This is a genomic window from Micromonospora sp. CA-240977, assembly GCF_050942285.1.
In the GTDB taxonomy this organism is placed as follows: Bacteria; Actinomycetota; Actinomycetes; order Mycobacteriales; family Micromonosporaceae; genus Micromonospora.
Genome location: NZ_CP192055.1, coordinates 2,078,528 through 2,102,784, shown reverse-complemented (window position 1 = coordinate 2,102,784; position 24,257 = coordinate 2,078,528). Strand labels below are relative to the sequence as shown.

Genomic DNA, 24,257 nt, shown 5'->3' with positions numbered 1-24,257 from the left:
GCTGCCAGCGCGTAGCATCGGGGCGGGTTGACGTGTCGGTACCCGGTGCCACTCTGGAGCTTCGGCGGAGGATGACGGCCGTCAGCCGCAGATCGCCTTGTCCACGAACGCGTCGGCGGCGTCGTCGATGTCACCGTCGTGGTTGGGCGTCACCGCCACCGTCACCTGGCGGCGTCCGTCCTGAGTGGAGAACGAGTAGGCCTGGTAGGCGAGGGCGTCGCCGTCGTTGCCGTACACACGAATTCCGCACGGTGTGTCCCGCCAGGCCAGCCCGAGACCGTACTTGCGGCTCTCGACACCCGGCGTCTTCATCTCGTCGAGCAGGTGCCCCGGTAGGAGGCGCCCACTGAGCAGTACGGCGAAGAACCGGTTCAGATCCTTCGTGGTGGAGATCATTTCGCCAGCGGCGCCGAACACCGACGGGTTCATCTGCGTGTAGTCGACGAGCTGCCGCCCTCCGTTCTGCTTGCTGATCGGCACGTACCCGTGGGGGTGGGGTCCGCGAATCCGCGTCGACGTCCCCGGCAGCCAGGTGTCGTCCAACCGCAACGGCCGGATCAGCCGGTGCTCGATCTGCTCGGCGTACGACGTGCCAGTCGCCTTCTCGATGATCTGGCCCAGAAGGATGTAGCCGGTGTTCGAGTAGGAGAAGGCCGAACCTGGTTCGTCGAACACCGGCGGGTTGGCCAGCGTCCGCGCGACAAGTTCGTCCGCGGTCCAGGTACGCCACCGGTTGTCCAGGAACGCCGGGTCCGGCGGCAGCGGCAGTGTGGGGATCACGTCGTACAGCCCGCTGGTGTGGTTGAGCAGATGCCGCACTGTGATGTGGTGACCGTTCGGGACGACTCCCGGCAGCCACGAATCGACAGTGTCCTCCAGCCTCAGCTCACCCTCGTCGACCAGTTGCAGAACGACTGTGGCGAGGAACGTCTTCGTGATGCTGCCGACCCGGAACCGGCCGTTGGCCGGGACCGCCCGCGTCCTGCCGACCTCGGCGACACCGCTGGCGCCCCGCCACACGCCATGCTCGCTACGCACCTGCGCCAGCGCGCCGATCGCGGCGGCGGCCACGACCTCGTCGAGGTCACTCTGTAGCCGGCCGCGATCCGCGTCCTGTGGAGCGGCGGTAGCGGCGGCCGGCGCCGCCATCACGGCCACCGCTGTCGTCGCCGTCACCAGCGCTCGAAGTACCTGCTTCATCCGACCCCCCGATCAGCTTCTGAAGACCCAAGCCTGATCGGCCGAGAGCGGCATTCCTATCGGGGGCCACCCTGGCTTCGCCCCGAAGGCCGGTACGGGGTCAACCCTTCCGGGTCAGTTGACGCTCACGACGACCTTTCCCAGGGCGCGTCCCTCCCCCACGTGGGTCAACGCCTCGGGCGTCTCGTCGAGCGTGAAGGTCCGGTCGATGTGGAGGGCGAGGTCACCCGCCACGCAGAGATCGGCCACCGGTTCGAAGTGGTTCGGCCCTTCCCGGACGGCGAGCACGCCCAGCCGGCGGTGGGTGAGCCGGCCGGCCACCGCGCCGATCGTCAGAACGCGCAGCAGCGCCGCGACCGATCCGCCGACGCACCGGTAGCGGCCACCGGGGGCCAGTGCCCGGCGGTAGGCGAACACCGATCGGTGCGCGACCAGATCGAGGATGAGATCGTACGGGCCGCCGCGGGTGAAGTCCCGGCTGCGGTAGTCGATCACCTCGTCCGCGCCGACGGACCGCATGAAGTCGAGCTTGCTCGCGTTGTCGACGCCGCTCACCTGGGCGCCGAGTCGTTTGGCCAACTGGATCGCGAATGCGCCGGATCCTCCGCCGGCGCCGTTGATCAGGACCCGCTTGCCGGCCGCGGCGCCCGCGGTGCCCTGCTGTGCGATCACGCCCGCCTGTGGGATCGCCGACGCCTCGGCGAAGGTCAGGGCGGCGGGCTTGCGGGCCAGGACCGATTCGGGCGCGATCGCGTACTCGGCGAAGCCGCCCTTGAGCATGAGGTTGTCGCCGTACACCTCGTCACCGGGCCGGAACCGGGTGACGGCGGAGCCCACCGCGTCGACCCATCCGGCGATGTCCGAGCCGAGGGTGCGCCGTGCCGGGGAGCGCAGCCCACCGATGCGCGAATACAGTGGCGAACCTTGCAGAGTCTCCCAGTCACTCAAATTCACCGAGGTCGCGGCAATCTTGACGAGTACCTGTCGGGCAGCGGGAGAGGGCTTGGGAAGGTTCTCGATTCGCAACCCGTCCGGGGGCCCGTACCGGTCGTACACGACTGCTCTCATCTGGTGCCACCAGCCCTTCCGGAAGGTAGGCCAGCCGCGGTATTCGATGCGGCCCTCCTCCTCGCGAGGGTGCCATACTCGGCGACGTGAGCTCGCCGCTGGAAACCTTCGCCGGGCTGCTCGATCGCTCCATCCGTGAAATCGCCACCCTGGCCACGGACGCCCGGAGCTTCGACGCAACTCGCATCGGCCGTGTCGCCGACATCTGGGACAACAACACTCTGCATCTGGTGGGCGCGGCATGTGCTCCCTGGCCACTTCGATCCCGACGAGCCAGCACCGGCCTACGGTGGATGGCTGACCTCGGAGCCGACCGACGCAGGCTGATGGTCGACCTGGACCCAAGCCTGGACAGGATGCTTCCCCCTGCAGGGCGGGCGCGTTCCGTTCACCGGGACTACCGAGGGCGCGTCTCTCCGGGCGTCTTTGAGCTGACCGCGGAAATCATCGACGTGTTGGCCCACGACTACGACCTCGTCAACGGCAGCGTGCGCTCGCTCACCGCCCAACCGTCGGATGAGGGCCTGCGGGTACACCTGACCCTCGCCACTCCACGGCTGTTCACACCCAGTACCGGACGCGTATCGGGGGACGGATCCACGATGCCCTGGCCGGCCGCACCGCTGAAGTTCACCTTCAACGGCGTCACCGACCTGCGGTTCGACGCCGAAGACCGGATCGGGATGGCCATAAGCCACACCAGCGCCGGGTCGACCGTGACGATCGGACGCAGCGGCGGCCTCCAGGCAACCGAGGCCTCGATATGGCCCTACGATCCACGATGGTACGAGTCGACGGCCGGCCAGGCGGCCGACCTCACCACGCCACTCACAAGGCCGCAACGGCGGAAGCCGGTACGGACGTCGACCCTGACCGCACCACAGTCGGCCGCCGCTCGAGCGCTCGTCATGTTGATGAACCACGCTCGGCTTGTCCACTACTATCCGAATCTGGCCGCCGGCGTCCCGATCCTTGACATCTGCCGGGTCGCGGCCGACGCGGGCAGCGCCATTCTCGCCGCGGGCGCGCGCCGCGGAGCCGAGCGCCAGACCGCGTTCGCGGAGCTTGAACAACGGTGGCGTCGCGTACCGCCCACGACGCCGCCTGAAGCGGCCCGCTCCGGCCCGGTCACGCTGCGGCACGCGTGGTACGACGAGCCCCACCACGACCACGACGACCCTCACCACGGCCGTGCCGTCCTGCTCGCCGCGGTGCCAGGCGCGGACCCCGCAGCGCCCTGGACTCTTGCCAGCGAGGAAATCACCCAACCGTCGCGGTTCCGAATAACAAGCACTGCGTTCGACGACGGCCAGCACTTCCACCGCGATGGCACGTTTCTACGCATCGACGACGCGCTGGTCGTCAGATGAGTTGGGACGTCAGTTAGCGTCTGCCGGACGGCCCGGACGCTCCCCGAGCTGCTCCCCCAAGGCCGGGTCACCGCCGCTGATGCCCACGAGATGCGCCGGCAATCTCAGCCGGTGGAGCGGAAGCGCCGCTGGTAGACCGAGGGCGGGACGCCGTAGGACGCGACGAACGCCCGTCGCAGCGTCTCGTCGCTGCCGAACCCGCTGCGCCGGGCGGCCTGCGTGACGGTGCCACCCCGTTCCAGGAACGCGCGGGCGGCCTCGGTGCGGGCCATCTCGACGTACCGGCCGGGCGTCACACCGAACTCTTGTTGGAAGAGCCGCCGCAGGTGCCGCGGCGTGACAGTGGCGTCGCGCGCCATCGCCTCGATCGAGTACGCCCGCGCCGGATCGGTCGTCACCCGGTCGACGACCCGGCGTAGCCGCTGGTCACCGGTCGGCGGCAGCTCCTGCCGGACCGAAAACTGGGACTGCCCGCCGGGGCGTTGCATGAACACCACGAGTTCCCGGGCCACCTCGCGGGCCAGCTCGACGCCGTGGTCGGCCTGCACGAGGGCCAGCGCCAGGTCGATGCCGGACGTCACCCCGGCGCTGGTGGCGAAGCGTCCGCTTGTCACGTAGATGGCGTCGGGTCGCACCTCGACCTCGGGGAACTCGGCCCGCAGCCGCGCCGCGTGCCGCCAGTGCGTGGTGGCCGGGTGCCCGTCCAGCCAGCCGGTGCGGGCCAGGACGAACGCGCCGGTGCAGACGGCGGCGAGGCGCGTTTCGGGTCGTACCAGCCGCCCCAGTCTGGCCCGGACGTCGGCCGGATCGGGAAGGGCGGAGAGATCGTCGGCGCCGGTGAGCACGAGGGTGTCCACGGGGCCGGCCTCGTCGAGGGTGACGTCGGCGGTCAGCCGCACCCCGGACGACGTTCGGGCCTGCGTCGACCGCCACCCCAGCAGCCGCACCGCGTAGTCCGCGCCGTGCCTGCTCGCCGCCGCGAACACGTCGACCGGCCCGGACACGTCGAGCAACTGCACCCCGTCGAACACCACAACGCCGACCCGGTGTGCCGTGGTCGCGGCCATCGCGTGGCTCCTTGTCCCGGCCCACCGCGGCGGTGCCGACGATGTCCGTATCTGTGGGTCAGGCGTCCTTACGGACATGGCCCGGTGGAGTCTACCCCCGGAGCATTAGGGAAGGCCGCGCGTCACCAGCGCGATCACGTACCGGAGGAGCACACGATGACCGAGAGCGTCGCCGGGATCAGCATCCCGCAGACCCCCCTCGTCGCCGCCGCGACCGACCTTGTCCGGCAGGGCACCGACGACCTGCTCTACCACCATTCACGCCGGGTGTTCCTCTTCGGCGCGCTTCAGGGCGAGAGACGCGGCCTCGCTCCCGACCTGGAGCTGCTCTACGTGGGCGCGATGTTCCACGACCTCGGCCTGACCGGGCCGTACCGTGACAGCGACCTGCGTTTCGAGGTCGACGGCGCACGAGCGGCGGAGCGGTTCCTGCTCGACCACGGGCGCTCCCCCGCCGAGGCGCGCAAGGTCTGGCTCGCCATCGCGCTGCACACCACCCCCGGCGTGCCCGAACACCTGGACCCGGAGATCGCCCTGGTGACCGCCGGTGTGGAGACCGACGTCCTGGGCATCGGATACCACGACCTCGACCCGGTGCGGATCGCCGAGGTGACGGCGGCCCACCCACGCCCCAACTTCAAGCGCCAGATCCTGTCCGCGTTCACCGAGGGCGTCGCCCACCGACCGCAGACGACGTTCGGCACAGTGAACGCGGACGTCCTGGCGCACTACGACCCGACCTTCGTCCGGGGCGACTTCGTCCAGGTCATCCTGGACAACGACTGGCCGGAGTAGGGCGTACGCAACCGGTACTGGCGGTGGAGAGCCGCTCGCCGAACCTTCGTACCTGATCAGCTCGTGGGCTCGGACGGCCGGGCTCGATCTCGGGTCAATCCTCCGGAGCGATAAGGCGGTCGTCGGTGGCGTCGCGGACCGTGATCGCCTCCATCGGGCACGAGTCGGCGGCGTCGAGGATGACCTCGGCCGGGGCGACGACCTCGGCCAGCGGCTCGGACAGGCCGCCGACCAGGCGGAAGTGCTCGGGCGCGGTACCGGCGCAGATGCTCGTGCCGATGCAGCGGCGTGCGTCCACCCCGATCCGCCAGGCGGTACTCACCAGGCCACCGGCATGCCGAGCAGGCCCCGCACCAACATGCCGCGCTTCCACTCCAGCTCGGCTTCCGGTACGGCGAGCCGCAATCCGGGCAGGCGAGTCACCAGGGTGGCGACGGCGACCTGCAACTCCATGCGGGCAAGTTGCGCGCCGACGCAGTGGTGGACGCCGTGCCCGAAGCCCAGGTGTGGGTTCTGCTCGCGGTCGAGATCCAGCCGGTCCGGGTCGGCGAAGACGGTACCGTCCCGATTCGCCGACGACAGGGAGCCGAGAACCGGCTCACCAGCCCGGACCAGCACCCCGCCGACCTCGACGTCCTCCTTGGCGTACCTGGCGAAGGAGGCGCCGACGCCGAGCGGCACGTACCGCAACAGTTCCTCGACCGCGGCTGGCACCAGCGACGGGTCGGCCCGCACCCGAGCGAGCTGGTCCGGGTTCTGCAGCAGGACGTAGACGAAGTTGGGGATCTGGGTCACCGTGGTCTCGTGGCCGGCCGCGAGCAGCCCGCCGGCCAACTCCACAAGCTCGGTCTCGCTGAGCCGATCCTGATTCTCGTCGCGGGCCCGCACCAACGCGCCGAGCAGGTCGTCGATCCCCGGCTCGCGGCGGCGCTCGGCGACCAGCTCACCGATGTAGCCCCACAGATTGTTCAGGTACTCCTGGATCGTCTCGGCGGGCAGGGAGGTGGTCGAGACGATCGCCTCGGACCAGATGTGGAAGCGGTCGCGGTCGGCGTACGGGATCCCGAGCAGCTCGCAGATCACCTGGATCGGCAGCGGCGTGGCGACGTGCTCCACCAGGTCGGCCGGAGGACCGACCCGGACCATGTCGTCGACAAGTGCGTCGGCGATCTCCTGGGTGCGGGGTCGCAGGGCCTCCACCCGACGTGCCGTGAACGCCTTCGCCACCAGCCGGCGCAGCCGGGTGTGATCGGGCGGGTCCATTGTCAGCATGCCGCTGTACTGCTGGCGCGGGGTGAGCCTGGGCTCGTCGCGCTGGACGGCCGGGGCGCGGCCGAACCGCACGTCGCCGAGGACGGTACGAACGTCCTCGTACCGGGTGGCGAGCCACGCCTCCTCACCGTAGGGGAGCTTCACCCGGGTCATCGGCTCGTTCTCGCGCAGCTCGCCATAGGTCGGATCGACGACGAGGCGGTCGGGCACGCTGAACGGGTACGGCCGCGCGGGCGGAACGGTTCGGCTGTCGGTGGTCTGCGCGCTCTCCGTCATCCGGATTTCCCTTCGTCGAGACGGCGTGATCCATGGGCCGGCACCACGTTCGTAGCGACGCCGGATTGCCAACGTCCAGGGCTTGCGGACAGCACACATCAACGCTCAGTAATCTTTCGATATCGGATCGTAGCGGGAGATGTCGATGATCGCCATGGAGGCTGGTCCGCGTCCACAGGCAGGGTCGTCGATGCACCTACAAAGCAGCGACCGTGCGATCGAAGTGATCCACAACGGGCCTTCCGACGTTGACGCGAAGCCGGGGAAGCGCAACGCTGTGGAAGCGCTCCCATCGTCGAGCTCCTATTCGAAAGGATTGCTCGTGCGAACCACAAGAGCTCTACTCCCGGTCGTGCTCGCCATGACCCTCGGCGGTCTGGCCCTGCCGGAACCCGCCCTGGCCGCGACCGGCCCGGCGCTGGCCGTGGACACCACCGCCGCCCGGCACCAGATCAGCCCGTACGTCTACGGCATGAACTTCGCCGACCAGGCCCTCGCTCGCGACCTGCGGTTGCCGGTGCACCGCTACGGCGGCAACGCCACCACCCGCTACAACTTCCGTGCCGACACCACCAACCGCGCGGCGGACTGGTACTTCGAGAACATCCCGAACGACAACCCGAACCCGGCCGATCTCCCGAAGGGCTCGGAGACCGACCGGTTCGTGCAGCAGAACAAGGCCACCGGCGCCGCCACCGTCATGACAGTGCCGATGCTCGGCTGGATCGCCAAGGACCGGTCGCGGGCGTGTGGCTTCAGCGTCGCCAAGTACGGCCCGCAGCAGTCCACCGACACCTGGGCACCGGACTGCGGCAACGGCGTGAAGCCGGACGGATCACCGGTCACCGGCAACGATCCGGAGGACACCAGTGTCGCCGTCGGTCCGGAGTACGCCACCGACTTCGTCAACCACCTCAAGGGTCAGTTTGGCGCCGCCGCCGACGGCGGGGTCCAGTTCTACAACCTGGACAACGAGCCGGACCTGTGGCACTCCACCCACCGCGACGTCCGCCCGACCGGGCTGGGCTACGACGAGCTACGCGACCGCACCTACGAGTACGCCGCCGCGATCAAGGCTGCCGACCCCGGCGCGAAGACGCTCGGTCCCGTCGGCTGGGGCCTGAACTCGATCTTCTATTCGGGTCTCGACCAGGACACCTGCTCGCGCACCGGCTGCTGGTCGAACCCGCCGGACAAGGCCGCGCACGGCGGCCAGGACCTCGGCCCGTGGTACCTGGACCGGATGCGCGAGTACGAGCAGCAGCACGGCACCCGCATCCTCGACTACTTCGACGTCCACCTCTACCCGCAGCAGTCCGGCGTGCTCGGCGACGCGGCGGGCGACGCCACCACCCAGGCGCTGCGACTGCGCTCGACCCGCCAGCTCTGGGACCCGACCTACGTGGACGAGAGCTGGATCAACCAGCCGGTCCGGTACATCCCGCGCCTGCGCGAGCTGGTCGACAAGCACTACCCGGGCACGAAGATCGCGATGACCGAGTACAACTGGGGCGGCTTCGGCTCGCTCAACGGCGCGCTCGCCCAGGCTGACGTGCTCGGCATCTTCGGCCGCGAGGGACTCGACCTGGCCACCCTCTGGACCGCACCCACTGCCGACCAGCCGGTGGCCAACGCGTTCCGCATCTACCGCAACTACGACGGCAAGGGCGGGGCGTTCGGCGAGACCTCCGTCCAGGCGACCAGCGCCGACCAGGGCAAACTGGCCGTGTACGCCGCCGAGCGCAGCGCCGACAAGGCGCTCACAGTGGTCGTCGTCAACAAGACCGGCGACGACCTGACCAGCCCGATCGCCCTCACCGGCGCCTCCGCCAGCACCGCCCAGGTCTACCGTTACAGCGGGGCCGACCTCTCCGGCGTCGTCCGGGAGGCCGACCAGCCGGTGACCGCCGGCGGTCTCACTGCCACCTTCCCGGCCAACTCGATCACCCACCTGGTGCTGCCGCGCGGCACCACGCCCGGCGACACCCAGGCGCCGACCGCCCCGGGCAAGCCGACCGCCGGCACGATCACCGGCGACAGCGTCACGCTGGCCTGGACGCCGTCCACCGACGACACCGCCGTCACCGGTTACGACGTGCACCGGGTCGACACCACCGGCACGGTGAAGGTGGGCAGCGCCACCGGCACCACGTACACCGTGACCGGGTTGACGCCGGACACCCCGTACACCTTCGTGGTAACCGCCCGCGACGCGGCGGGCAACGTCTCGGCGGCCTCACCCGGCCTGGCCGTGCGGACCGCGCCCACCGCCCCGACCGGCGGCTGCACGGTCGGCTACACGGCGAACAGTTGGCCGGGCGGCTTCACTGCCACCGTGACGATCAAGAACACCGGAACCACAGCGATCGACGGCTGGAAACTCGCCTTCGACTTTTCCACCGCCGGCCAGACGGTCGGCCAGGGCTGGTCGGCCACCTGGAAACAGAACGGGACGAGCGTCACCGCGGACAGCATGAGTTGGAACGGCAAACTCGCCCCCGGCGCGTCCACCAGCATTGGCTTCAACGGCACGTGGAGCGGCACCAATCCGGAGCCAACCGCCTTCAACCTCAACGGTAAACGCTGCGGCTGACCGGAGAGACCCCTCCTCCGCCGGACGCCGGCGGAGCGGGTCGGAGGGTCCGGGGCGCAGCGGCGCCCCGGACCCCTCGCACTCCGGACCGGGTCGCACCGCCCCTCACCTGGGCAGGTGGCTCGCCCTCGCCCGACTTCTCATTTGAGGTTATCGATGTTAGCGTTAACTAACTTCGCCGTCTGCCGGTCGGCATGATCTTCGGCGGAGGCCCTGTGGGATCGGAGAACGCAGATGACCACCTCCGGCAGGATTCTTCGCGTGCGCTCGGTGACGGTGGTGGCGGTGTGCGCACTCGCCGCCGCAGTCTCGACGGCGTCTGCCGCGTCGGCGGCCGCGACCATCACCGTGGCCGCCGACGGCAGCGGCAACTACACGACAGTGCAGGCGGCGATCGACAGTGTCGCGGCGAACAACGGCGTTCCGGTCACCATCACCATCAAACCCGGCACCTACCGGGGCGTGGTCACCATTCCCGCCAACAAGCCCCAGCTCACGTTGGCCGGCGCCGGCAGCTCCGCCGCCCAGGTGGTGATCGTCGAAGGGCACGCGTCCGGCCAGACCAAGCCCGGTGGCGGCACGTACGGCACGTCCGGAAGCGCCTCGGTCTTCGTCAACGCCAACGACACCACGATCAGAAACCTGACCATGTCGAACGACTTCAACGAGGCCGCCAACACCCTCGACGCCGAGCAGGCCGTCGCCGTCAACACCTCCGGCGACCGGGTGCAGTTCGACAACGTCCGCATCCTCGGCAACCAGGACACCCTGCTGGTCAACGCACCAAGTGTCAGCACGGTCCGGCGACTCTACGTCCGTAACTCCTACGTCGAGGGTGACGTCGACTTCATCTTCGGGCGGGGCACCATGGTCTTCCAGAACGGCACCGTGCACTCGCTCACCCGGGGCTCGTCGTCGAACAACGGCTACATCACCGCTGCCGCCACCGACATCAACAACAAGTTCGGCTTCCTGTTCTGGGGAACCACACTGACCAGCAACGCTCCCGCGAGGACGGTCTATCTGGGCCGGCCCTGGCACCCCAGCGGCGACGTCAACGCCCGCGGTCAGGTCCTCTACCGGGGCGTCGCGATGGGCGCACACATCCGCACCGACCCCTGGACGGACATGTCCGGCTTCTCGTGGAGGACCGCCCGGTTCGCTGAGTACAGCAGCACCGGGGCCGGCGCCGTCATCAACGCCAACCGGCCCCAGATGAGCGCCTCCACCGCCACCCAGTACACGCCCACCGCCTACCTGGCGGGTAACGACGGCTGGAACCCCATCCGATGACGAAGATCCGTTCCCTCGAACATGGTCACCGTCTCGTGCGCCCGCGCACCCGACTCGGGACACTCAGGCACGCATTGGCGAAGACGCGTACCGCCGCCCTCATCGCCGTCGCCGCCGGGGTGCTCGCCGCAGGTCTGCCGGTCCTGAGCGCCGAGGCCGCGGTCGGTGACGGCACACCGGCCGACTCGAACATCAGCTTCGTCGGCCGGTGGAACAAGACGAACCCCTCGGCCTACGTGCCCTACTGGGCCGGCGCGTACCTGCGGGTCGGGTTCACCGGCAGGACGGTGAAGCTCAGGCAGCGCAACACCATCCAGCTGTGGGCCAGCATCGACGGTGGGGCGTTCACGTCCTTCACCGGCTCCGGCACGATCAACCTGACGCCGACCGCGCTGGCGGCCGGCAACCACACACTGATCGTCAGTTACCGGCAGGTGGCCGGCTCCTACACCGGTGACGCGGTCTTCCAGGGGCTGATCCTGGAGTCCGGCGCGGGTACGTTCACACCGCCGGCCCGCCCCAAGCTTGTCGAGTTCGTTGGTGACTCGATCACCGCGGGCGCCACGAGCAGTCAGCTCGCCGTGACCGACTACGCCTTCAAGGTCGGTGAGAGGCTCGGCTACAACCACACCCAGATCGCGATCGGTGGCATGTGTCTGGCCGAGACGACCGATGGGTGCTGGGCGCAGGAGACACGCTACTGGATGTCGTCCGGGGGCCAGGCCGGCACCGACCAGTGGGACTTCTCCCGCTACACCGCCGACGGCGTGGTGATCAACCTGGGGACCAACGACAAGAGTCACGGCGTGAGCGCCACGGCCTTCCAGGCGACGTACACCACCTTCCTCACGAGGATCCGGGCCAGGTTTCCGAACGCCAAGCTCTTCGCCATGCGGACGTTCATCGGTCGTTATGCGGCGGAGACGGAGGCGGCGGTGCGGGCCCGCAACGCCGCGGGTGACGCCAACGTGTTCTACGTGGACACCACCGGCTGGCTGCCGTCCGGCGGACTGAGCGACTCGGTGCACCCGAACGACGCGGGTCACCAGGCCATCACCGACAGGTTGGCCCCGGTCCTCAGCGCACGACTGACCACGACCCCGGACCCGACGACGCCGGCCCCCACGACTGCGCCGACCACTCCTGCGCCGACCACTCCTGCGGGCGGGGCCTGCGCGGTCACCTACCGCAAGACCGGTGACTGGGGTACGGGTGCCCAGTTCGACGTGACGCTCAGCAACACCTCCACCGTCCCGGTCAACGGTTGGACACTGACCTGGTCCCTGCCCGGCAGTCAGCGGATCACGCAGTCCTGGAATGCCACAGTCACCCAGTCCGGCGCCGCGGCCACGGCGGTGAACGCCGCCTGGAACGCGGTGATCCCGGCCGCCGGTTCGACAAGCTTCGGATTCGTCACCGACAGCCCGCTCACCGGAGGGACCGCTTTCGCCCTCAACGGCTCCCCGTGCACCGCCACCACGTGATGGCGAGCGTCTCCGATCAAGGCAGGAGTAACCCGATGAAGGTTCGCCGATCGCGTCTCGTGGTCCTGGCGACGACGGTCCTGACCGTCGTGGCCGGCGGGCTCGGCATCGCCACCGCCCAGGCCGCCACCCCGGCGTGCGGTGTCGCCTACCGGATCACCAGCCAGTGGACCGGCGGGTTCGGAGCCGACGTCGTCGTCACCAACCTCGGTGACGCGGTGACCAGCTGGGCCGTGGGTTGGAGCCTCGCCCCCGGGCAGGGCGTGACGCAGGCGTGGAACGCCGCCGTCACGGTCACCGGCACGGCGGTGACCGCTACCAACGTGAGCTACAACGGTGCCGTCGGCTCCGGCGCATCGGTCACCTTCGGCTTCACCGGCTCGTGGAGCGGCAGCAACCCGGTGCCGTCGTCGTTCTCGTTCAACGGCGTCACCTGTGCCGGCCCACCGGCAGCGACCCCCACCGCACAGACGCCGACGCCGGGGCCAACGCCCTGCCCCGAGCCGAGCACGCCGCAGGCGACCCCTTCCACGTCGCCGGCACCCGCGCCGATCAGGGTGTGGATGGCCGGCGACTCCACGATGATGAATGCCAGTTCCTGTCCGATCGGCTGGGGCAGCCAGTTCGCGTCCTACCTCACGTCGAACGTCACAGTGCAGAACAGTGCCGTCGGCGGTCGCAGCATCCAGACGTGGCTGTACGAGGGCAACGTGACCTCCACCAAGAACTCGGCCGGCGAGTGCACGCTCAGCTCGACCGCCTACAGCGCGCGGTGGTCGGCGATGCTGAACACCGACAGCGGCTTCAAGACCGGCGACTATCTGATCATCCAGTTCGGCATCAACGACGGTGACTCGGCCTGCCCCCGACACGTCGGCAGCAATCGCTTCAAGGAACTGCTCGGCGTCATGGCGACGGCCGCCAAAGCCAGAGGCGTGAAGCCGATCTTCGTCACCCCGGTCGCGGCGATCACGTGCAGCGGCGGCACCGCCGTCGGCAATCGCGGTTTCGTCACCGAGACGACGGCTGCGGCCGCCGCCAACGGCGTACCGGTCATCGACCTGCACGCGAAGAGCGTGGCGCTCTACAACACGCTCAGGCTGTGCCCGAACAACGGTGACTACTCGACGGGCGCGGTCGGCGCGTTCTTCTGCAACGACCACACCCACTTCGAGGCCGCCGGCGCCAGACAGATCGCCGGCCTGATCGCCACCGCCCTCAGGGCGCAGAACATCCCGCTCGCCGCCTACCTGAGGTGACAGCCACCCCTCCGGCGGCGCACGGAGGCGCAGGGTGCCCGCGGCGCCATGGCCGCCTCCATCGGTATCAGTGACGCGGCGATGCGGCATCTGCTCGAGACCGACGGACGGTGGCGTGGCGGCGCCCTGGCCACCTTCGCCGGGGCGCAGCCGTGGTTGGTGGCGTTCACGTGCGGCGTCGGCCCTGAACCGGATGCTCTCGTCCTGCGCCCGGATCGCGTCCTGGTCACCGCCGGTGCCGTACCAGCCGGCGACCCCGGACAGCGCGGCAAGCACTAACCCCTCCTGAGCAGGCATTCTTGGCGTATGGACCGCCCGATGAACCTACTCCTGGAGGTACCAAGATGTTCACCACGAAGTTCTGGAAGGCCACCGCCGAGCGGGCGGTGAAGAGCGCGGCGCAGGGTTTGTTGCTCTACTGGGGCGCTGACGTCGTGTTCAACGCATGGCAGGCGGATTGGGCAGCGGCCGGTGGCATCGCGTCCGGTGCAGCGGTGCTGTCGGTGCTCACCTCACTGGTGAGTGCGAGGGTCTCGGGAGAGAGCGACTCGCCCAGCCTTGTCGGTGCCGAGCAGTAGCCCTTGCGGCTGCCGACGGTTGCGCTCCCGCTGGCTTCGGTCGGTGGGGGCGTCTCACCACGTCCGGTCCTCCCGTCCGGGTGCCGCCTGACCGACCTGGGCGTCCACCCGCGAGTCGCCATCGAGGTCCTCCGGCAGGTGAGTCATTTGATGTCGCGTTCCATCGGCCGTCAGCGGTTGACCCGACTGCCTAGCCTCGGGATATAGGCGAACTTCCACATCATGCTTGTACGGGAGGAAAGCAGTGGACGGATCTTCGACGCCAATTGTCAGCACCCCGCGCGCGATCGTCGCGATTGCCACCGACGACACCTTCGCACACGTCTACTCGGACGTGCGGCAGATGATCGAGGATGGGTTCGGTGATGCCGGCACTCGTCGCGGGGCCCTGGAATTCTTCAGCGCGGCGGGCGGACAACTGGCTCCGGTTTTCGGGCCGGCCTGGCAACTGGTCGACCTACGGGAGAGCCGCGATGCACCCGACGCCGACCGACTGCGCCAGCGTCTCGCGGCCGTAGTGGACCACGTCGTGGCATACCTCAGGAAGCACCCCGAGTTCGTCAAGGCGAGCGGCCTGACACTCGATGAGGCAATTCTTCAGCTGCCCCGACCGGCCGAGCAGGATCTCGCCCACGTCCTGGCCGTCTTCCCACACCACACTGACGACAGAAAGACCATCCAGCCGCTCAATCGAGGGAACTACTTCCACAACAGTCTGCACGCCGCCGGCTGGACGCACTGAGCGAGACGACGGCGCCCCCGCCATCCGCGTGGACGTCCCAATGGCGGTAGCAGTACGGGGCGTCACACTGGCCGCAAAATCGGGTGGGCATTCGGGGGCAGCCGCCTTTCCGACAGATCGGTGTTGGTAGCTCGGTCTACGATGTTCGGCAGGTCCGGCCCTGGGTGGGAGCGATTGACCAGCGAGAGTGACGACGCGCAGTTGCGCGAAAAGATGCGCGCGGCGGTGGCCGGGCTGGCTCGCCGGGGCGGAATCCTGAAACGGTCCTCCGGCCCGTACCTGGTAAGCCTGCTGTGTGCCACGAGCCTGGTGCCCGTGGTGGCGGCCGGGTTGACCAACACGTCTGTCGGTCTGGCGATCTCGGCGGGTCTGGGCTCGGTTGGTGCGAACGTTCTGACGAACGTCGTCTCCCAAGCGATCGAGCACTTCCGCGGCGCTGAACCTGATGAATTTTCGGCCGAGGCGATCGAGCGGAAGCTGATTGTCCTGCTTGAGGAGGTGCTCGTCGATGACGGCGGGCAGGCGAACGTCGCGCGGGCCGAAATCGCGGAGTTGCTCAAGCGAATAGACGCTGTGGGTGCCTTGGTCGAGGCGGGCGACGCGGAGCTGCGTGACGGCGTTGTGGAGACTCTGGCACTGCTCGCGAGCCAGTTCGGGGAGTTCCGGTTCGTCGTGGCGGAGGCGCGACAGGCGCTCTGGCGTGTCGAGTCCTCGCTGCGTCGGCAGGAGGAGCTGCAGCGGGTCGGGCTGGAACGGGTTGCCGACCAGCAGGTGACGTTGCGGCTCGTTCTGGAGAAGGTCTCCGCCGTGGAAGCGCGTTCGAGTGCCGATCCGGGCGCGTCCGTGCGGGCGCCGCCCTGGACTGGGTGTCCGTATCGGGGCCTGTCGCCGTTCGAGGAACGCCACTCGGCCGTGTTCTACGGGCGAGCCGAGGCGACCTCGCGTCTCGTTCAGCAGTTGGCTGTCCGGTTGGCCCACGGTCAGATGCTGTTCTTGGTCGGCGCGTCGGGCGCGGGTAAGTCGTCGCTGCTCCGGGCCGGTCTGATTCCTCGATTGGCAGGCGACCGGCTGGTCCCGGCATCGGCGGCCTGGCCTCGCCGTGTCATGACGCCGACCGGTAACCCGCTGGAGGAGTTGGCCGCTCATCTGGCTGACCTCGCGGGGACGGATGCTGCCGCTGTGCATCGGTCCTTGGTGGCCGATCCGTCCAGTGCCCGTTTGCTGGCGCTGCAAGCCACGCGTGGCGATGCGTCGGGCGGGGGCGGTGTGATTCCCGAGCGTCTCGTTTTGATCGTCGACCAGTTCGAGGAGTTGTTCACCCTGGTCGCCGATGATCCGGCGGGTCGGCGGATCCAGTTGGCATTCGTCGCCGCGTTGCATGCGATGGCGGCAGTTCGTCACACGGGCGATCTGCCGGCTGCGGTGCTCGTGGTCGCGGTGCGCGCCGATTTCCTGGACAGGGCCGCGGCCTATCCCGAGCTGCGTGAGGCGTTGCAATCCGGATCGTTCCTGCTGGGGCCGATGACCGAGGTGGAGCTGCGCCTGGCGATCTGCGGGCCGGCGGCCGAGGCCGGTGTGTCGCTCGAGCGGGGCCTGGCCGAGGCGATCCTCGGTGAACTTCGCGATCGCACGCTGGTCACCGGCTTCGACGCGGGTGTGTTGCCGCTGTTGTCCCAGGCGATGCTTGCCCTGTGGGAGTCGCGCGACGGTGGCCCGCTGACGGTGCGGGCCTACTGGCGGATGGGCGGGCTCGGGCAGGCTGTGCAGAGCACCGCCGAGTCGGTGTACCAGGCGTTGCCGGCCTCCCGTCGCGAGGTCGCACGCTCGGTCTTCGTTCAGTTGACAGTCGTCACCGGCAGCGGACAGCTGGCATGCCGGCGGGCGACCAGGGAGGAATTGGCGGTCGCGACGGGCGTTGCGCCGGAAGACCTCGACACGGTCCTGGCGCCGTTCGCCGACCGCCGGTTGATCGTGCTGGAGCGTCACACCGTCCGGATCGCCCACGACGCCCTGCTGCTGGGGTGGGCAAGGCTCCGCGGTTGGCTGGACGCCGAACAGGCCGACCGCACGCTCTATCGGGAACTGGCGGAGGACGCGTCGCTCTGGGCCAGGCGCGGACGCGACCCGTCGTTTCTCTATCGGGGCTCGCAACTCGGCTCGGCCGTGCAGGCGGCCGAGCGCTGGAACGCGAAAGAGAACCGGTTTCCACCGGCGGCGCCGGGTACGCAAGAGTTTCTCGCCGCCAGCAAGAGGGCCGCGGACCGCAACGTCTGGCTACGCCGCGCGGTCACGGCGGCTCTGGCTGCGCTGACGATTGCGGCACTGGTGGCGGCCGGGCTTGCCACCAACCGCCAAGCGGACCTACGCCGGCAGCAGGCTGTGGCATTGTCGCGCCAGCTCGCCGCGCAGAGCCAGGTCACCCGCCAGCATGATCCTCTCCTCGCCGGCAGGCTGGCTGCCGCCGCGTGGCGGATGGCTCCCACCGATGAGGCCTTCGCCAGTATGCGGATGCTGGTCGCGGAACCCCGCTCGGTGCTCTACGGGCACACGGCGAGCGTGAACGATGTGACGTTCAGCCCACGCGGACAGCTGCTGGCCAGCGCCGGCGGCGACGCGACGGTACGGCTGTGGGACCCGCTCACCGGTCTGCCGATCGGCCGTCCACTGGTCGGTCACGAGGGCAAAGTGAGCCGGGTGGCATTCAACGCCGACGGATCACTACTGGCCAGTGCCAGCGACGACGGCACCGTCCGGCTGTGGGATCCTGCCACCGGCCGCCCGGTCGGTGGCCCCCTGACCGGCCAGGAAGGCCCGGTGACAGCTGTCGCGTTCCACCCCCGCGATCGCCTGCTCGCCAGCGCCGGTGACGACGGCACCGTCCGGTTCTGGAACCCCGGCACCGGTTCCCCGGTCGGTCAACCGTTGACCACGGGTTCCGGGGCGGTCACCGCTGTCGCGTTCAGCCCGGACGGCCAGTTGCTTGCCGCCGCATCCCGATCGGCCGACGGCCACGGTGTGATCCAGCTGTGGGACCCGGCCACCCGCCGAACCGTCGGGAAGCCGCTGAAGGGACACGCCGACTGGATCTGGAGCCTGGCCTTCAGCCGCGACGGTCGGTTGGCCAGCGCCGGCCTGGACGGCAGCGTCAGGCTATGGGAGCCGTCCACGGGTGCCGTCGGGCCGGTGCTCAGCGGCAGTGGCAGCAAGGTGACCGGGGTGGCGTTCACTCCGGACGGCACGCGGCTGGCCAGCACCGGCGCCGACCGGACGATCCGGCTGTGGAACGCGGCCGACGGTAAGCCCATCGGCTCCCCGCTGACCGGCCACCGCGACTGGGTCTGGAGTGTCGCGTTCAGCCCGCGCGGACAGCTGATGGCGACCGGTGGCAGCGACGGCACGGTTCGGCTGTGGGATGCCGCCAGCGGTCAGCCCGTTACCAGGTCGACGGGGATCACACGGGGCTACCTCAGCGACGTGGCATTCAACCCGGACGGCAGTGTCGTTGCCACCGCGAACGGCAACGACCGGACTATCGGCCTCTGGAACCCGGCCACGGGGCGGCCGCTCGGCAAGCCGATCGCTGCCCAGCAGCAGGATGTCACCGCAGTCGCATTCAGCCCGCGTGACCCCATCTTGGCCAGCGGCGGCAGCGACGGCAGCATCCGGTTGTGGAACCCCACCACCGGCCGGCCACTCGGTCGCCCGCTGACCGGCCATCGGAAGGTGGTGACCGCGCTGGCCTTCAACCGGGACGGAACGTTGCTGGCCAGTAGCGCCGATGAGCAGGCGGTACGGCTGTGGGACCCCGCCACCGGCCAGCCGGTCGGCGACCCGTTGACCGGCCATCCGGGCGCAGTGAACACGTTGAGCTTCAGCGACGACCTGCTGGCCACGGGAGGCGACGACGGCACCGTTCGCCTCTGGAACCTCGCCACCGGCCAAGCCGTCGGCGATCCACTGACCGGCCACAGCGGCCCGGTGACAGTGGTGCGCTTCAGCCCCGACGGACATCTGCTGGCCGCCGGCGGCGAGGACGGCACCATTCGCGTGTGGAACCCAGCCACCGGCCGGCAGATGAGCACCATGATTGACGAAGGCGCCGTCTCCGCCCTCGATTTCAGTCCGGACGGAAGCGTCTTGGCCAGCGGCGGAGCGCAGAGCGACGCCGTACGCGTGTGGGACCCGGCAGGCGGCCGGCAAATCGGGCGACCGGTGTCCGTCGCGGCCGAATTGACAAGCGCAATAGGGGTCAGCGCAGTCGCCTTCAGCCCAACCGGAACGATCATTGCGCACGTCAGTATGCGCGGGCTATCCATCACCGACCGTGCTGTCGTCGTCGATACCTTCGGGACGGTCTGCGCACTCTACGGATCGCTGACCAGCGATGAATGGAAGACCTACATCCGCGGCAGGCCCTTCGCAACCGTCTGCCCGTAGCGCGACAGGTAGCCGATCAAACAATTCGCCTTCCCCGTGCGGCAGACATGCCTATCGATCATGAATAGGGCGGTATTCGGGTGCTAAATTCCATGCCATGTTCTCGCGGTGTCTCACTCCGCTCTGCGTAGCCGGGCTCGGAATGGCTCTGCTTGCCGGTTGCGGAACCGACCAACGGTCCGCGCGCGGCACCGACCCGGCAGCCGCGACCAGCGATCCGGCAGCAGCGGCCAGCGACCCGGCCACCTCACCAGCCGCTGCGCCGGCATCACGGATCCCGGCCCCTGCAACGGTGACGCCGACACCGCCGGCCAGCACTCCCGGGCGGTCGGCCACGCCGACACGGCGGCCGACGACGGAGCGCACGCCCGCCACCGAGCAACAGTTGCAGAAGATCGTCGTGCGGGCGGCTGACGTGCCTTCCGACTGGGTTACCACTGAGTCGATGAACATGATGCTGAACCCGGACGCCAACGCCGCAATGACGAGCTGTATGGGAGTACGCGACACCACACCGCACATGGTCGCCGGAGTGGAGTCGAAGCCCTACTCCAATGGGCCGGTATCCCTCCAGTCCGTGGCCGCGAGCTACCGATCAGAAGCTGATCTCGACGTCGATTACGCAATGTTGGCCAACCCGAGGCTGCAGCCCTGCATCGAGCGCATCACACGGGAAGTTTACGAACAGATCGACGGGACGGTGGACTCCATGTCCACCAAAGTCACACTCGCGCCGACCGGGGGGCCGGCCAACGTCGTCGGTGTTGTGGACAACAAGCTCGTCGGCACGCTCGCCGGGCAGAACGTCGTCGAATACGACCGCACCGCGTTCATCCGGGGACCGCTCATCGAGGTCCAGGTGACGATGGCCAGCATCGACGAGCCGGTTCCGGAAGCTCTCTGGAAGACGATCCTTACCAAGGTCGCCGCACGCGCCGCCGGTCGCTGACGGGCCTGCTGCGGATCTGTGGCAGCATCGCGGCCCTGTGCGCGGAAGGCTGCGTAGCCACCTGCAAGCCGACGCGAACTTCGGCCGGATTCTTGTCGCGTACGGTGGCGTAGTCGTCGTCGGCTCGCTGGGCTGCTCGATGCTCGTCGACACGTTCCGGTTCGATTGCTCACCATCATCGGCACCGTCAGCTGCCTGACCGGAGGCACTGTCACCGACCGCACCCGCCGTGAGCGGGCTTGGCAGGATGCACGGGTGCCCGTCACCCCTCGTCTTATCGCGTCCTTCCGCGTCCCGGCGAACGCTGCGCGCGTACCCGGTCTCGATCACACCGCCGACACGCCCGCCGTCCAGCGGTGGCCGCACCGCCGGCTCGTCGTGATCCGCCGCGATGACGAACTGTTGGCATACGACCTCGGACGGCTCGTCGCCGGCGACCACGCTCCCACGGCCCGGTTCCCGGCACCCTGGCCCCGCCGAGCCGGCGGCATCGATGCCGTCAGCCCCACCATCGACCTGGCGGTCTTCAGCGGCCAGCACGCACTACACGCGGTCGACGCCGCCGGCGAGCTGCGCTGGAGGGTGTGCCACGCATGCTGGGCCCCGACCTGCTTGTCGCACCACAACTCCTACCAGGAGTACGCGGACGACAAGGACCACCGCCATCACGATTCGGGCTCCTGCTGGATCAGTGCGGACGGCTCGACGGTCTGGGCCCACGTACGCACACCGCTGCCCGATGACGCCGAGTCGGAACTCGACGAGGAGTGGCTCGTGCTCGACGCCGCCGACGGCCGCGTCCTGGGACGGGCCTCGACCAACACCGCAGCCGCCGGCTCCCACCACATCCCCCACCCCGACCCTGGGCAGATGGGCCTCAGCGTCGGCGAGGGTCAGGACGGTGTCCCGCTGCTGTGGGGTCGGTGGGACGGTACTCGACTCACCGTCACCCGCATCGGGGATGACGACCGCTACCTCGTCGACGTCAGCCCCTGCGGGACGCGGCTCCTCACGATCTCTCACTGGGGATTGGAGCCTGCGATCCATCGCCTTCCCGACGGCACGGTGACGCACGAGATCACCACCGCCCCCCAGCCTCAAACGCCACCAGACGCCGAGGAAGACATCTCCTGGGGCTACCGGTGCGGCTTCGTCAACGAGCACACAGTCATCGCGAGCACCAGCGACAGGAACGAGCAGCCACGGCACTGGCTGATCGACACGGCACGCGGGGGCATCCTCGGCCAGGTGGAGTATCCGGAGCCGGTGTCGGATGATCCGATGGCACTCGGCGACAGCACCTGGCTCACCTGCGGCGAGGACCCCTTCCAGCTCCTCCTGTGGAGCACCAGGTCATGCCATGCCGCTCGCCCACATCACCGCAGGCCACCGGGCGCCTGATCTTGGCGAGACACCTGGCTGGCCGGAGGGCACGGCCGGTGGCTCGGCCGGGCCGCGTTGCGCTCCGAGTCATCAGCCGATCGGATGATCCAAAGGGATGATCGGCTATTTCCATGTGCGACGGACACGGTGCGACGCCTAGGAAGGAGGCATGACCAACGAGGTGACCGTTCCCCTGCTGCCGTGCGCATCCATTGACGACATCGAGACCTTCTACGGAGTTCTCGGGTTCCGCACCACCTACAAGCAACGCAAGCCCAACGCGTGTGTGGGGGTGCAGCGGGAGGACCTGCATCTGCAGTTCTTCGAGATCGCCGGATTTGACCCGGAGCAGTCCTATGGCTCCTGTCTGGTACTCACCGCGGACATCGAGGGACTACATCGGGCATTCGCAGCCGGCATGCGCGCCGCGTACGGCAAGGTACTGGTGTCCGGAACACCGCGGATGACCCGGCCCAGGGCGCGGAAGAACGCCGACGGGTTGGGCGGATTCAGCGTCATCGACCCGGGCGGCAACTGGATCCGCGTCTTTCGGCACTCCGCCACCGCGCCCATGCCGGCCGCCACGCCTACCGGGCGGCTGGCCAAGGCCCTGGCGAACGCTGTCGTACAGGCCGATTCCAGGGGAAGCGTCGGACAGGCCGTTCGGATCCTCGACAGCGCGTTGGCCCGCCCGCAAGCCGACGACGACCCGGTCGAGTTGGTAGAGGTCCTGGTCTACCGCGCCGAACTCGCCATGGTGCTGCACGACCCGAAGACCGCGGCCGAGATGCTGGCCCGCGCCGAGTCCGTCACGCTCACGGAAGACGAATCGGAGAGGGCGGCATCCGCGTTCGACAACGCCGCCGAACTCGCGACAGCACTGCGGTGACTCACCATACGAACGCCTCCCTCATCTCGACATGCGTGGCTCATTGAGGCGGAGGCTAGGAGCGCCGCCGCACGCGTGGGCACCCCCGGGTGCGACGTCAGACCGATGAACCGCTGCGGCACGGCACCGAGTTCCCCACTGCGACGGGGAGTACGTGTACTCAGGGAAAGCTGGGTATGCCTGCCCATCCATCGGCTGCCGACGATGCAGAGGATGGTTCGCATGCGAAAAACACTGATTGTGGTGACGGCCGTGTTCCTGGGGCTGGTGTCGGCGAGCGGGCCGGCGGCCGCGCAGCAGCGGCCACGGGGAATCCCTGACCGGATCATGTTGCAGCCGGACGATCTCGGCGGGGCCGTTCCGGGGCCGGTGGAGGACGGGCTGGTGTGGTCGCTGCTACCCCAGCCGTGCGCGGACACACCGGTGCCGCAGCCGGTCGTGAGCCGCACCGAGGCGGCCGATCTCGGTACCCGATTTCGGATCTACGAGAACGTCGCCCGGTACCGCGGCGATGGGGCACACGCGTACATCACCGAGCTGAAGGCGCAGCTCGCCCGGTGCGGGGTGGGCGGCGACGAGGAAGGCTTCGACCCGGTCGCCGAGGACCACCTCGGGCCGGACACGGTGCTGTTTCTCGGCACCTACGACGAGGGCGACCGGTACGTCGGCTATGTCGCCGCCGCTGTCGGCCACTACACGGTGGTGGTCATGATGTCGGACTCGTACCTGGGAGCGGCCGACCTGACCACGTTGAACGGGTTGGCCAGCGCCGCGATGAGCCGAGCGGCGGCGTGACGCGGGGAGGCCGACCACCTCGACCCCGGGCCGGCGCGCGGACCCGGGATCCGCGCGCCGGGGGTATCAGGCCGTCGCCCGCCTCGGGAGCTTCCACCCGGGGCGGGGGAAGTGGCAGGTGTAGCCGTCGGGGTAGGTCTGCAGATAGTTCTGGTGCTCGGGTTCGGCTTCCCAGAAGTCGCCTGCCGGGGTGACCTCGGTGACGACCTTGCCGGGCCACAGGCCTGAGGCGTCGACGTCGGCGATCGTGTCCTCGGCGACCCGCTTCTGCTCGTCGCTGTTGTAGAAGATGGCCGAGCGGTAGCTGATGCCGATGTCGTTGCCCTGACGGTTCTTCGTCGAGGGGTCGTGGATCTGGAAGAAGAACTCGAGCAGCGTGCGGAAGTCGGTCTTCTCGGTGTCGTAGACGACCTCGATGGACTCCGCGTGGGTGCCGTGGTTGCGGTAGGTGGCGTTCGGAACGTCGCCGCCGCTGTAGCCCACGCGCGTGGACACGACGCCGGGCTGGTGACGGAAGAGCTCCTCCATCCCCCAGAAGCAGCCGCCGGCGAGGATCACCTTTTCGGTGGTCACGTCGTCTCCTTACTTGTCGTCGGTGTCAGTGGTGCTGTCACTCGTGAACAGGGTGCGGTATTCGCCGTACCCTGCGTTCGCCGGGTCGTCGAGGTGTATGAACCGCCACGACGCTGAGCTGATGCGCTAGCGCAGTCACCCCGTTGGCGGACCGGCACAGCCGTAGTCACAGGCCCGGTGCCGGTCGTACGGGAGCGGTGACCGTTCGATCGGAGGTACCACCTGCGTTTCCGC

At 69.0% G+C, this 24,257-nt stretch carries 21 protein-coding genes; 15 read left to right on the top strand and 6 right to left on the bottom strand.

Annotated elements, in window-relative coordinates; translation table 11 throughout:
- Window positions 1-81: 81 nt before the first annotated feature.
- Window positions 82-1,200 (bottom strand): serine hydrolase domain-containing protein, encoded by a 1,119-nt coding sequence (locus ACQPWW_RS09835; RefSeq protein WP_433131247.1) that lies wholly within the window; start codon window positions 1,198-1,200, stop codon window positions 82-84.
- A gap of 114 nt (window positions 1,201-1,314) precedes the next feature.
- On the bottom strand, window positions 1,315-2,268 hold the full coding sequence (locus ACQPWW_RS09830; protein ID WP_433131245.1) for an NAD(P)-dependent alcohol dehydrogenase: 954 nt from the start codon (window positions 2,266-2,268) through the stop codon (window positions 1,315-1,317).
- Between the two features lie 86 nt (window positions 2,269-2,354).
- Here ACQPWW_RS09830 and ACQPWW_RS09825 point away from each other — a divergent pair, with 86 nt between their 5' ends.
- Window positions 2,355-3,638: a hypothetical protein gene (locus ACQPWW_RS09825; protein WP_433131243.1), complete on the top strand. Its 1,284-nt coding sequence runs from the start codon at window positions 2,355-2,357 to the stop codon at window positions 3,636-3,638.
- A gap of 104 nt (window positions 3,639-3,742) precedes the next feature.
- Here the strand turns inward: ACQPWW_RS09825 and ACQPWW_RS09820 are convergent, their stop codons facing one another.
- Window positions 3,743-4,705: a GlxA family transcriptional regulator gene (locus tag ACQPWW_RS09820; RefSeq protein ID WP_433131241.1), complete on the bottom strand. Its 963-nt coding sequence runs from the start codon at window positions 4,703-4,705 to the stop codon at window positions 3,743-3,745.
- A 156-nt stretch (window positions 4,706-4,861) separates the two neighbouring features.
- On the opposite strand from ACQPWW_RS09820, the gene ACQPWW_RS09815 reads away from it, so the two are divergent.
- A complete protein-coding gene (locus tag ACQPWW_RS09815) occupies window positions 4,862-5,500 on the top strand; it encodes an HD domain-containing protein (RefSeq protein WP_433131239.1) in 639 nt (212 codons plus the stop codon).
- A 94-nt stretch (window positions 5,501-5,594) separates the two neighbouring features.
- Here ACQPWW_RS09815 and ACQPWW_RS09810 read toward each other — a convergent pair whose 3' ends face one another.
- Together ACQPWW_RS09810 and ACQPWW_RS09805 are read right to left on the bottom strand one after the other, a co-directional pair.
- Entirely contained in the window at window positions 5,595-5,822 is a 228-nt protein-coding gene (locus ACQPWW_RS09810; protein ID WP_433131237.1) for a ferredoxin, read from the bottom strand.
- Entirely contained in the window at window positions 5,819-7,048 is a 1,230-nt protein-coding gene (locus ACQPWW_RS09805; RefSeq protein WP_433131235.1) for a cytochrome P450, read from the bottom strand. The genes ACQPWW_RS09810 and ACQPWW_RS09805 overlap by 4 nt, the downstream gene beginning before the upstream one ends.
- Before the next feature lie 322 nt (window positions 7,049-7,370).
- Between ACQPWW_RS09805 and ACQPWW_RS09800 the strand changes: the two genes are divergently transcribed.
- From ACQPWW_RS09800 to ACQPWW_RS09740, 13 genes are all read left to right on the top strand, one after another.
- Window positions 7,371-9,641, top strand: coding sequence for a glycoside hydrolase family 44 protein (locus ACQPWW_RS09800; protein WP_433131233.1), 2,271 nt, complete (start codon window positions 7,371-7,373; stop codon window positions 9,639-9,641).
- 261 nt (window positions 9,642-9,902) lie between these two features.
- Window positions 9,903-10,934 carry a pectinesterase family protein gene (locus ACQPWW_RS09795; protein ID WP_433131231.1) on the top strand — a complete coding sequence of 344 codons (1,032 nt, stop codon included), beginning with the start codon at window positions 9,903-9,905 and terminating at the stop codon, window positions 10,932-10,934.
- A 74-nt stretch (window positions 10,935-11,008) separates the two neighbouring features.
- On the top strand, window positions 11,009-12,418 hold the full coding sequence (locus ACQPWW_RS09790) for a cellulose binding domain-containing protein (RefSeq protein WP_433131229.1): 1,410 nt from the start codon (window positions 11,009-11,011) through the stop codon (window positions 12,416-12,418).
- A 35-nt stretch (window positions 12,419-12,453) separates the two neighbouring features.
- Complete coding sequence (locus tag ACQPWW_RS09785) at window positions 12,454-13,677, top strand: cellulose binding domain-containing protein (RefSeq protein WP_433131227.1); 1,224 nt, start codon at window positions 12,454-12,456, stop codon at window positions 13,675-13,677.
- 48 nt (window positions 13,678-13,725) lie between these two features.
- Window positions 13,726-13,956 (top strand): hypothetical protein, encoded by a 231-nt coding sequence (locus ACQPWW_RS09780; RefSeq protein ID WP_433131225.1) that lies wholly within the window; start codon window positions 13,726-13,728, stop codon window positions 13,954-13,956.
- A gap of 65 nt (window positions 13,957-14,021) precedes the next feature.
- The gene (locus ACQPWW_RS09775; protein ID WP_433131223.1) at window positions 14,022-14,255 is read left to right on the top strand and encodes a holin; all 234 of its coding nucleotides are present in this window, start codon (window positions 14,022-14,024) and stop codon (window positions 14,253-14,255) included.
- 244 nt (window positions 14,256-14,499) lie between these two features.
- Complete coding sequence (locus tag ACQPWW_RS09770) at window positions 14,500-14,997, top strand: hypothetical protein (RefSeq protein WP_433131221.1); 498 nt, start codon at window positions 14,500-14,502, stop codon at window positions 14,995-14,997.
- Window positions 14,998-15,171: 174 nt separating this feature from the next.
- On the top strand, window positions 15,172-19,434 hold the full coding sequence (locus ACQPWW_RS09765; RefSeq protein ID WP_433131219.1) for a hypothetical protein: 4,263 nt from the start codon (window positions 15,172-15,174) through the stop codon (window positions 19,432-19,434).
- A gap of 142 nt (window positions 19,435-19,576) precedes the next feature.
- On the top strand, window positions 19,577-20,383 hold the full coding sequence (locus ACQPWW_RS09760; RefSeq protein ID WP_433131217.1) for a hypothetical protein: 807 nt from the start codon (window positions 19,577-19,579) through the stop codon (window positions 20,381-20,383).
- 37 nt (window positions 20,384-20,420) lie between these two features.
- Entirely contained in the window at window positions 20,421-20,582 is a 162-nt protein-coding gene (locus ACQPWW_RS09755) for a hypothetical protein (RefSeq protein ID WP_433131215.1), read from the top strand.
- Window positions 20,583-20,638: 56 nt separating this feature from the next.
- Entirely contained in the window at window positions 20,639-21,784 is a 1,146-nt protein-coding gene (locus ACQPWW_RS09750; protein WP_433131213.1) for a hypothetical protein, read from the top strand.
- Window positions 21,785-21,935: 151 nt separating this feature from the next.
- Window positions 21,936-22,655, top strand: a complete 720-nt coding sequence (locus tag ACQPWW_RS09745; RefSeq protein ID WP_433131211.1) for a VOC family protein — start codon at window positions 21,936-21,938, stop codon at window positions 22,653-22,655.
- Between the two features lie 222 nt (window positions 22,656-22,877).
- Window positions 22,878-23,450, top strand: a complete 573-nt coding sequence (locus ACQPWW_RS09740) for a hypothetical protein (RefSeq protein WP_433131210.1) — start codon at window positions 22,878-22,880, stop codon at window positions 23,448-23,450.
- Window positions 23,451-23,516: 66 nt separating this feature from the next.
- On the opposite strand, the gene msrA is transcribed toward ACQPWW_RS09740, so the two are convergent.
- Window positions 23,517-24,023: a peptide-methionine (S)-S-oxide reductase MsrA gene (msrA, locus tag ACQPWW_RS09735; RefSeq protein WP_433131208.1), complete on the bottom strand. Its 507-nt coding sequence runs from the start codon at window positions 24,021-24,023 to the stop codon at window positions 23,517-23,519.
- Window positions 24,024-24,257: the final 234 nt, after the last annotated feature.

Bases quoted from the DNA above. Each gene is read 5' to 3' on its own strand.
- ACQPWW_RS09835 (WP_433131247.1), bottom strand. From the start codon at position 1,200: ATGAAGCAGGTACTTCGAGCGCTGGTGACGGCGACGACAGCGGTGGCC.
- ACQPWW_RS09830 (WP_433131245.1), bottom strand. From the start codon at position 2,268: ATGAGAGCAGTCGTGTACGACCGGTACGGGCCCCCGGACGGGTTGCGA.
- ACQPWW_RS09820 (WP_433131241.1), bottom strand. From the start codon at position 4,705: ATGGCCGCGACCACGGCACACCGGGTCGGCGTTGTGGTGTTCGACGGG.
- ACQPWW_RS09815 (WP_433131239.1), top strand. From the start codon at position 4,862: ATGACCGAGAGCGTCGCCGGGATCAGCATCCCGCAGACCCCCCTCGTC.
- ACQPWW_RS09805 (WP_433131235.1), bottom strand. From the start codon at position 7,048: ATGACGGAGAGCGCGCAGACCACCGACAGCCGAACCGTTCCGCCCGCG.
- ACQPWW_RS09785 (WP_433131227.1), top strand. From the start codon at position 12,454: ATGAAGGTTCGCCGATCGCGTCTCGTGGTCCTGGCGACGACGGTCCTG.
- ACQPWW_RS09780 (WP_433131225.1), top strand. From the start codon at position 13,726: ATGGCCGCCTCCATCGGTATCAGTGACGCGGCGATGCGGCATCTGCTC.
- ACQPWW_RS09775 (WP_433131223.1), top strand. From the start codon at position 14,022: ATGTTCACCACGAAGTTCTGGAAGGCCACCGCCGAGCGGGCGGTGAAG.
- ACQPWW_RS09760 (WP_433131217.1), top strand. From the start codon at position 19,577: ATGGCTCTGCTTGCCGGTTGCGGAACCGACCAACGGTCCGCGCGCGGC.
- ACQPWW_RS09745 (WP_433131211.1), top strand. From the start codon at position 21,936: ATGACCAACGAGGTGACCGTTCCCCTGCTGCCGTGCGCATCCATTGAC.
- ACQPWW_RS09740 (WP_433131210.1), top strand. From the start codon at position 22,878: ATGCGAAAAACACTGATTGTGGTGACGGCCGTGTTCCTGGGGCTGGTG.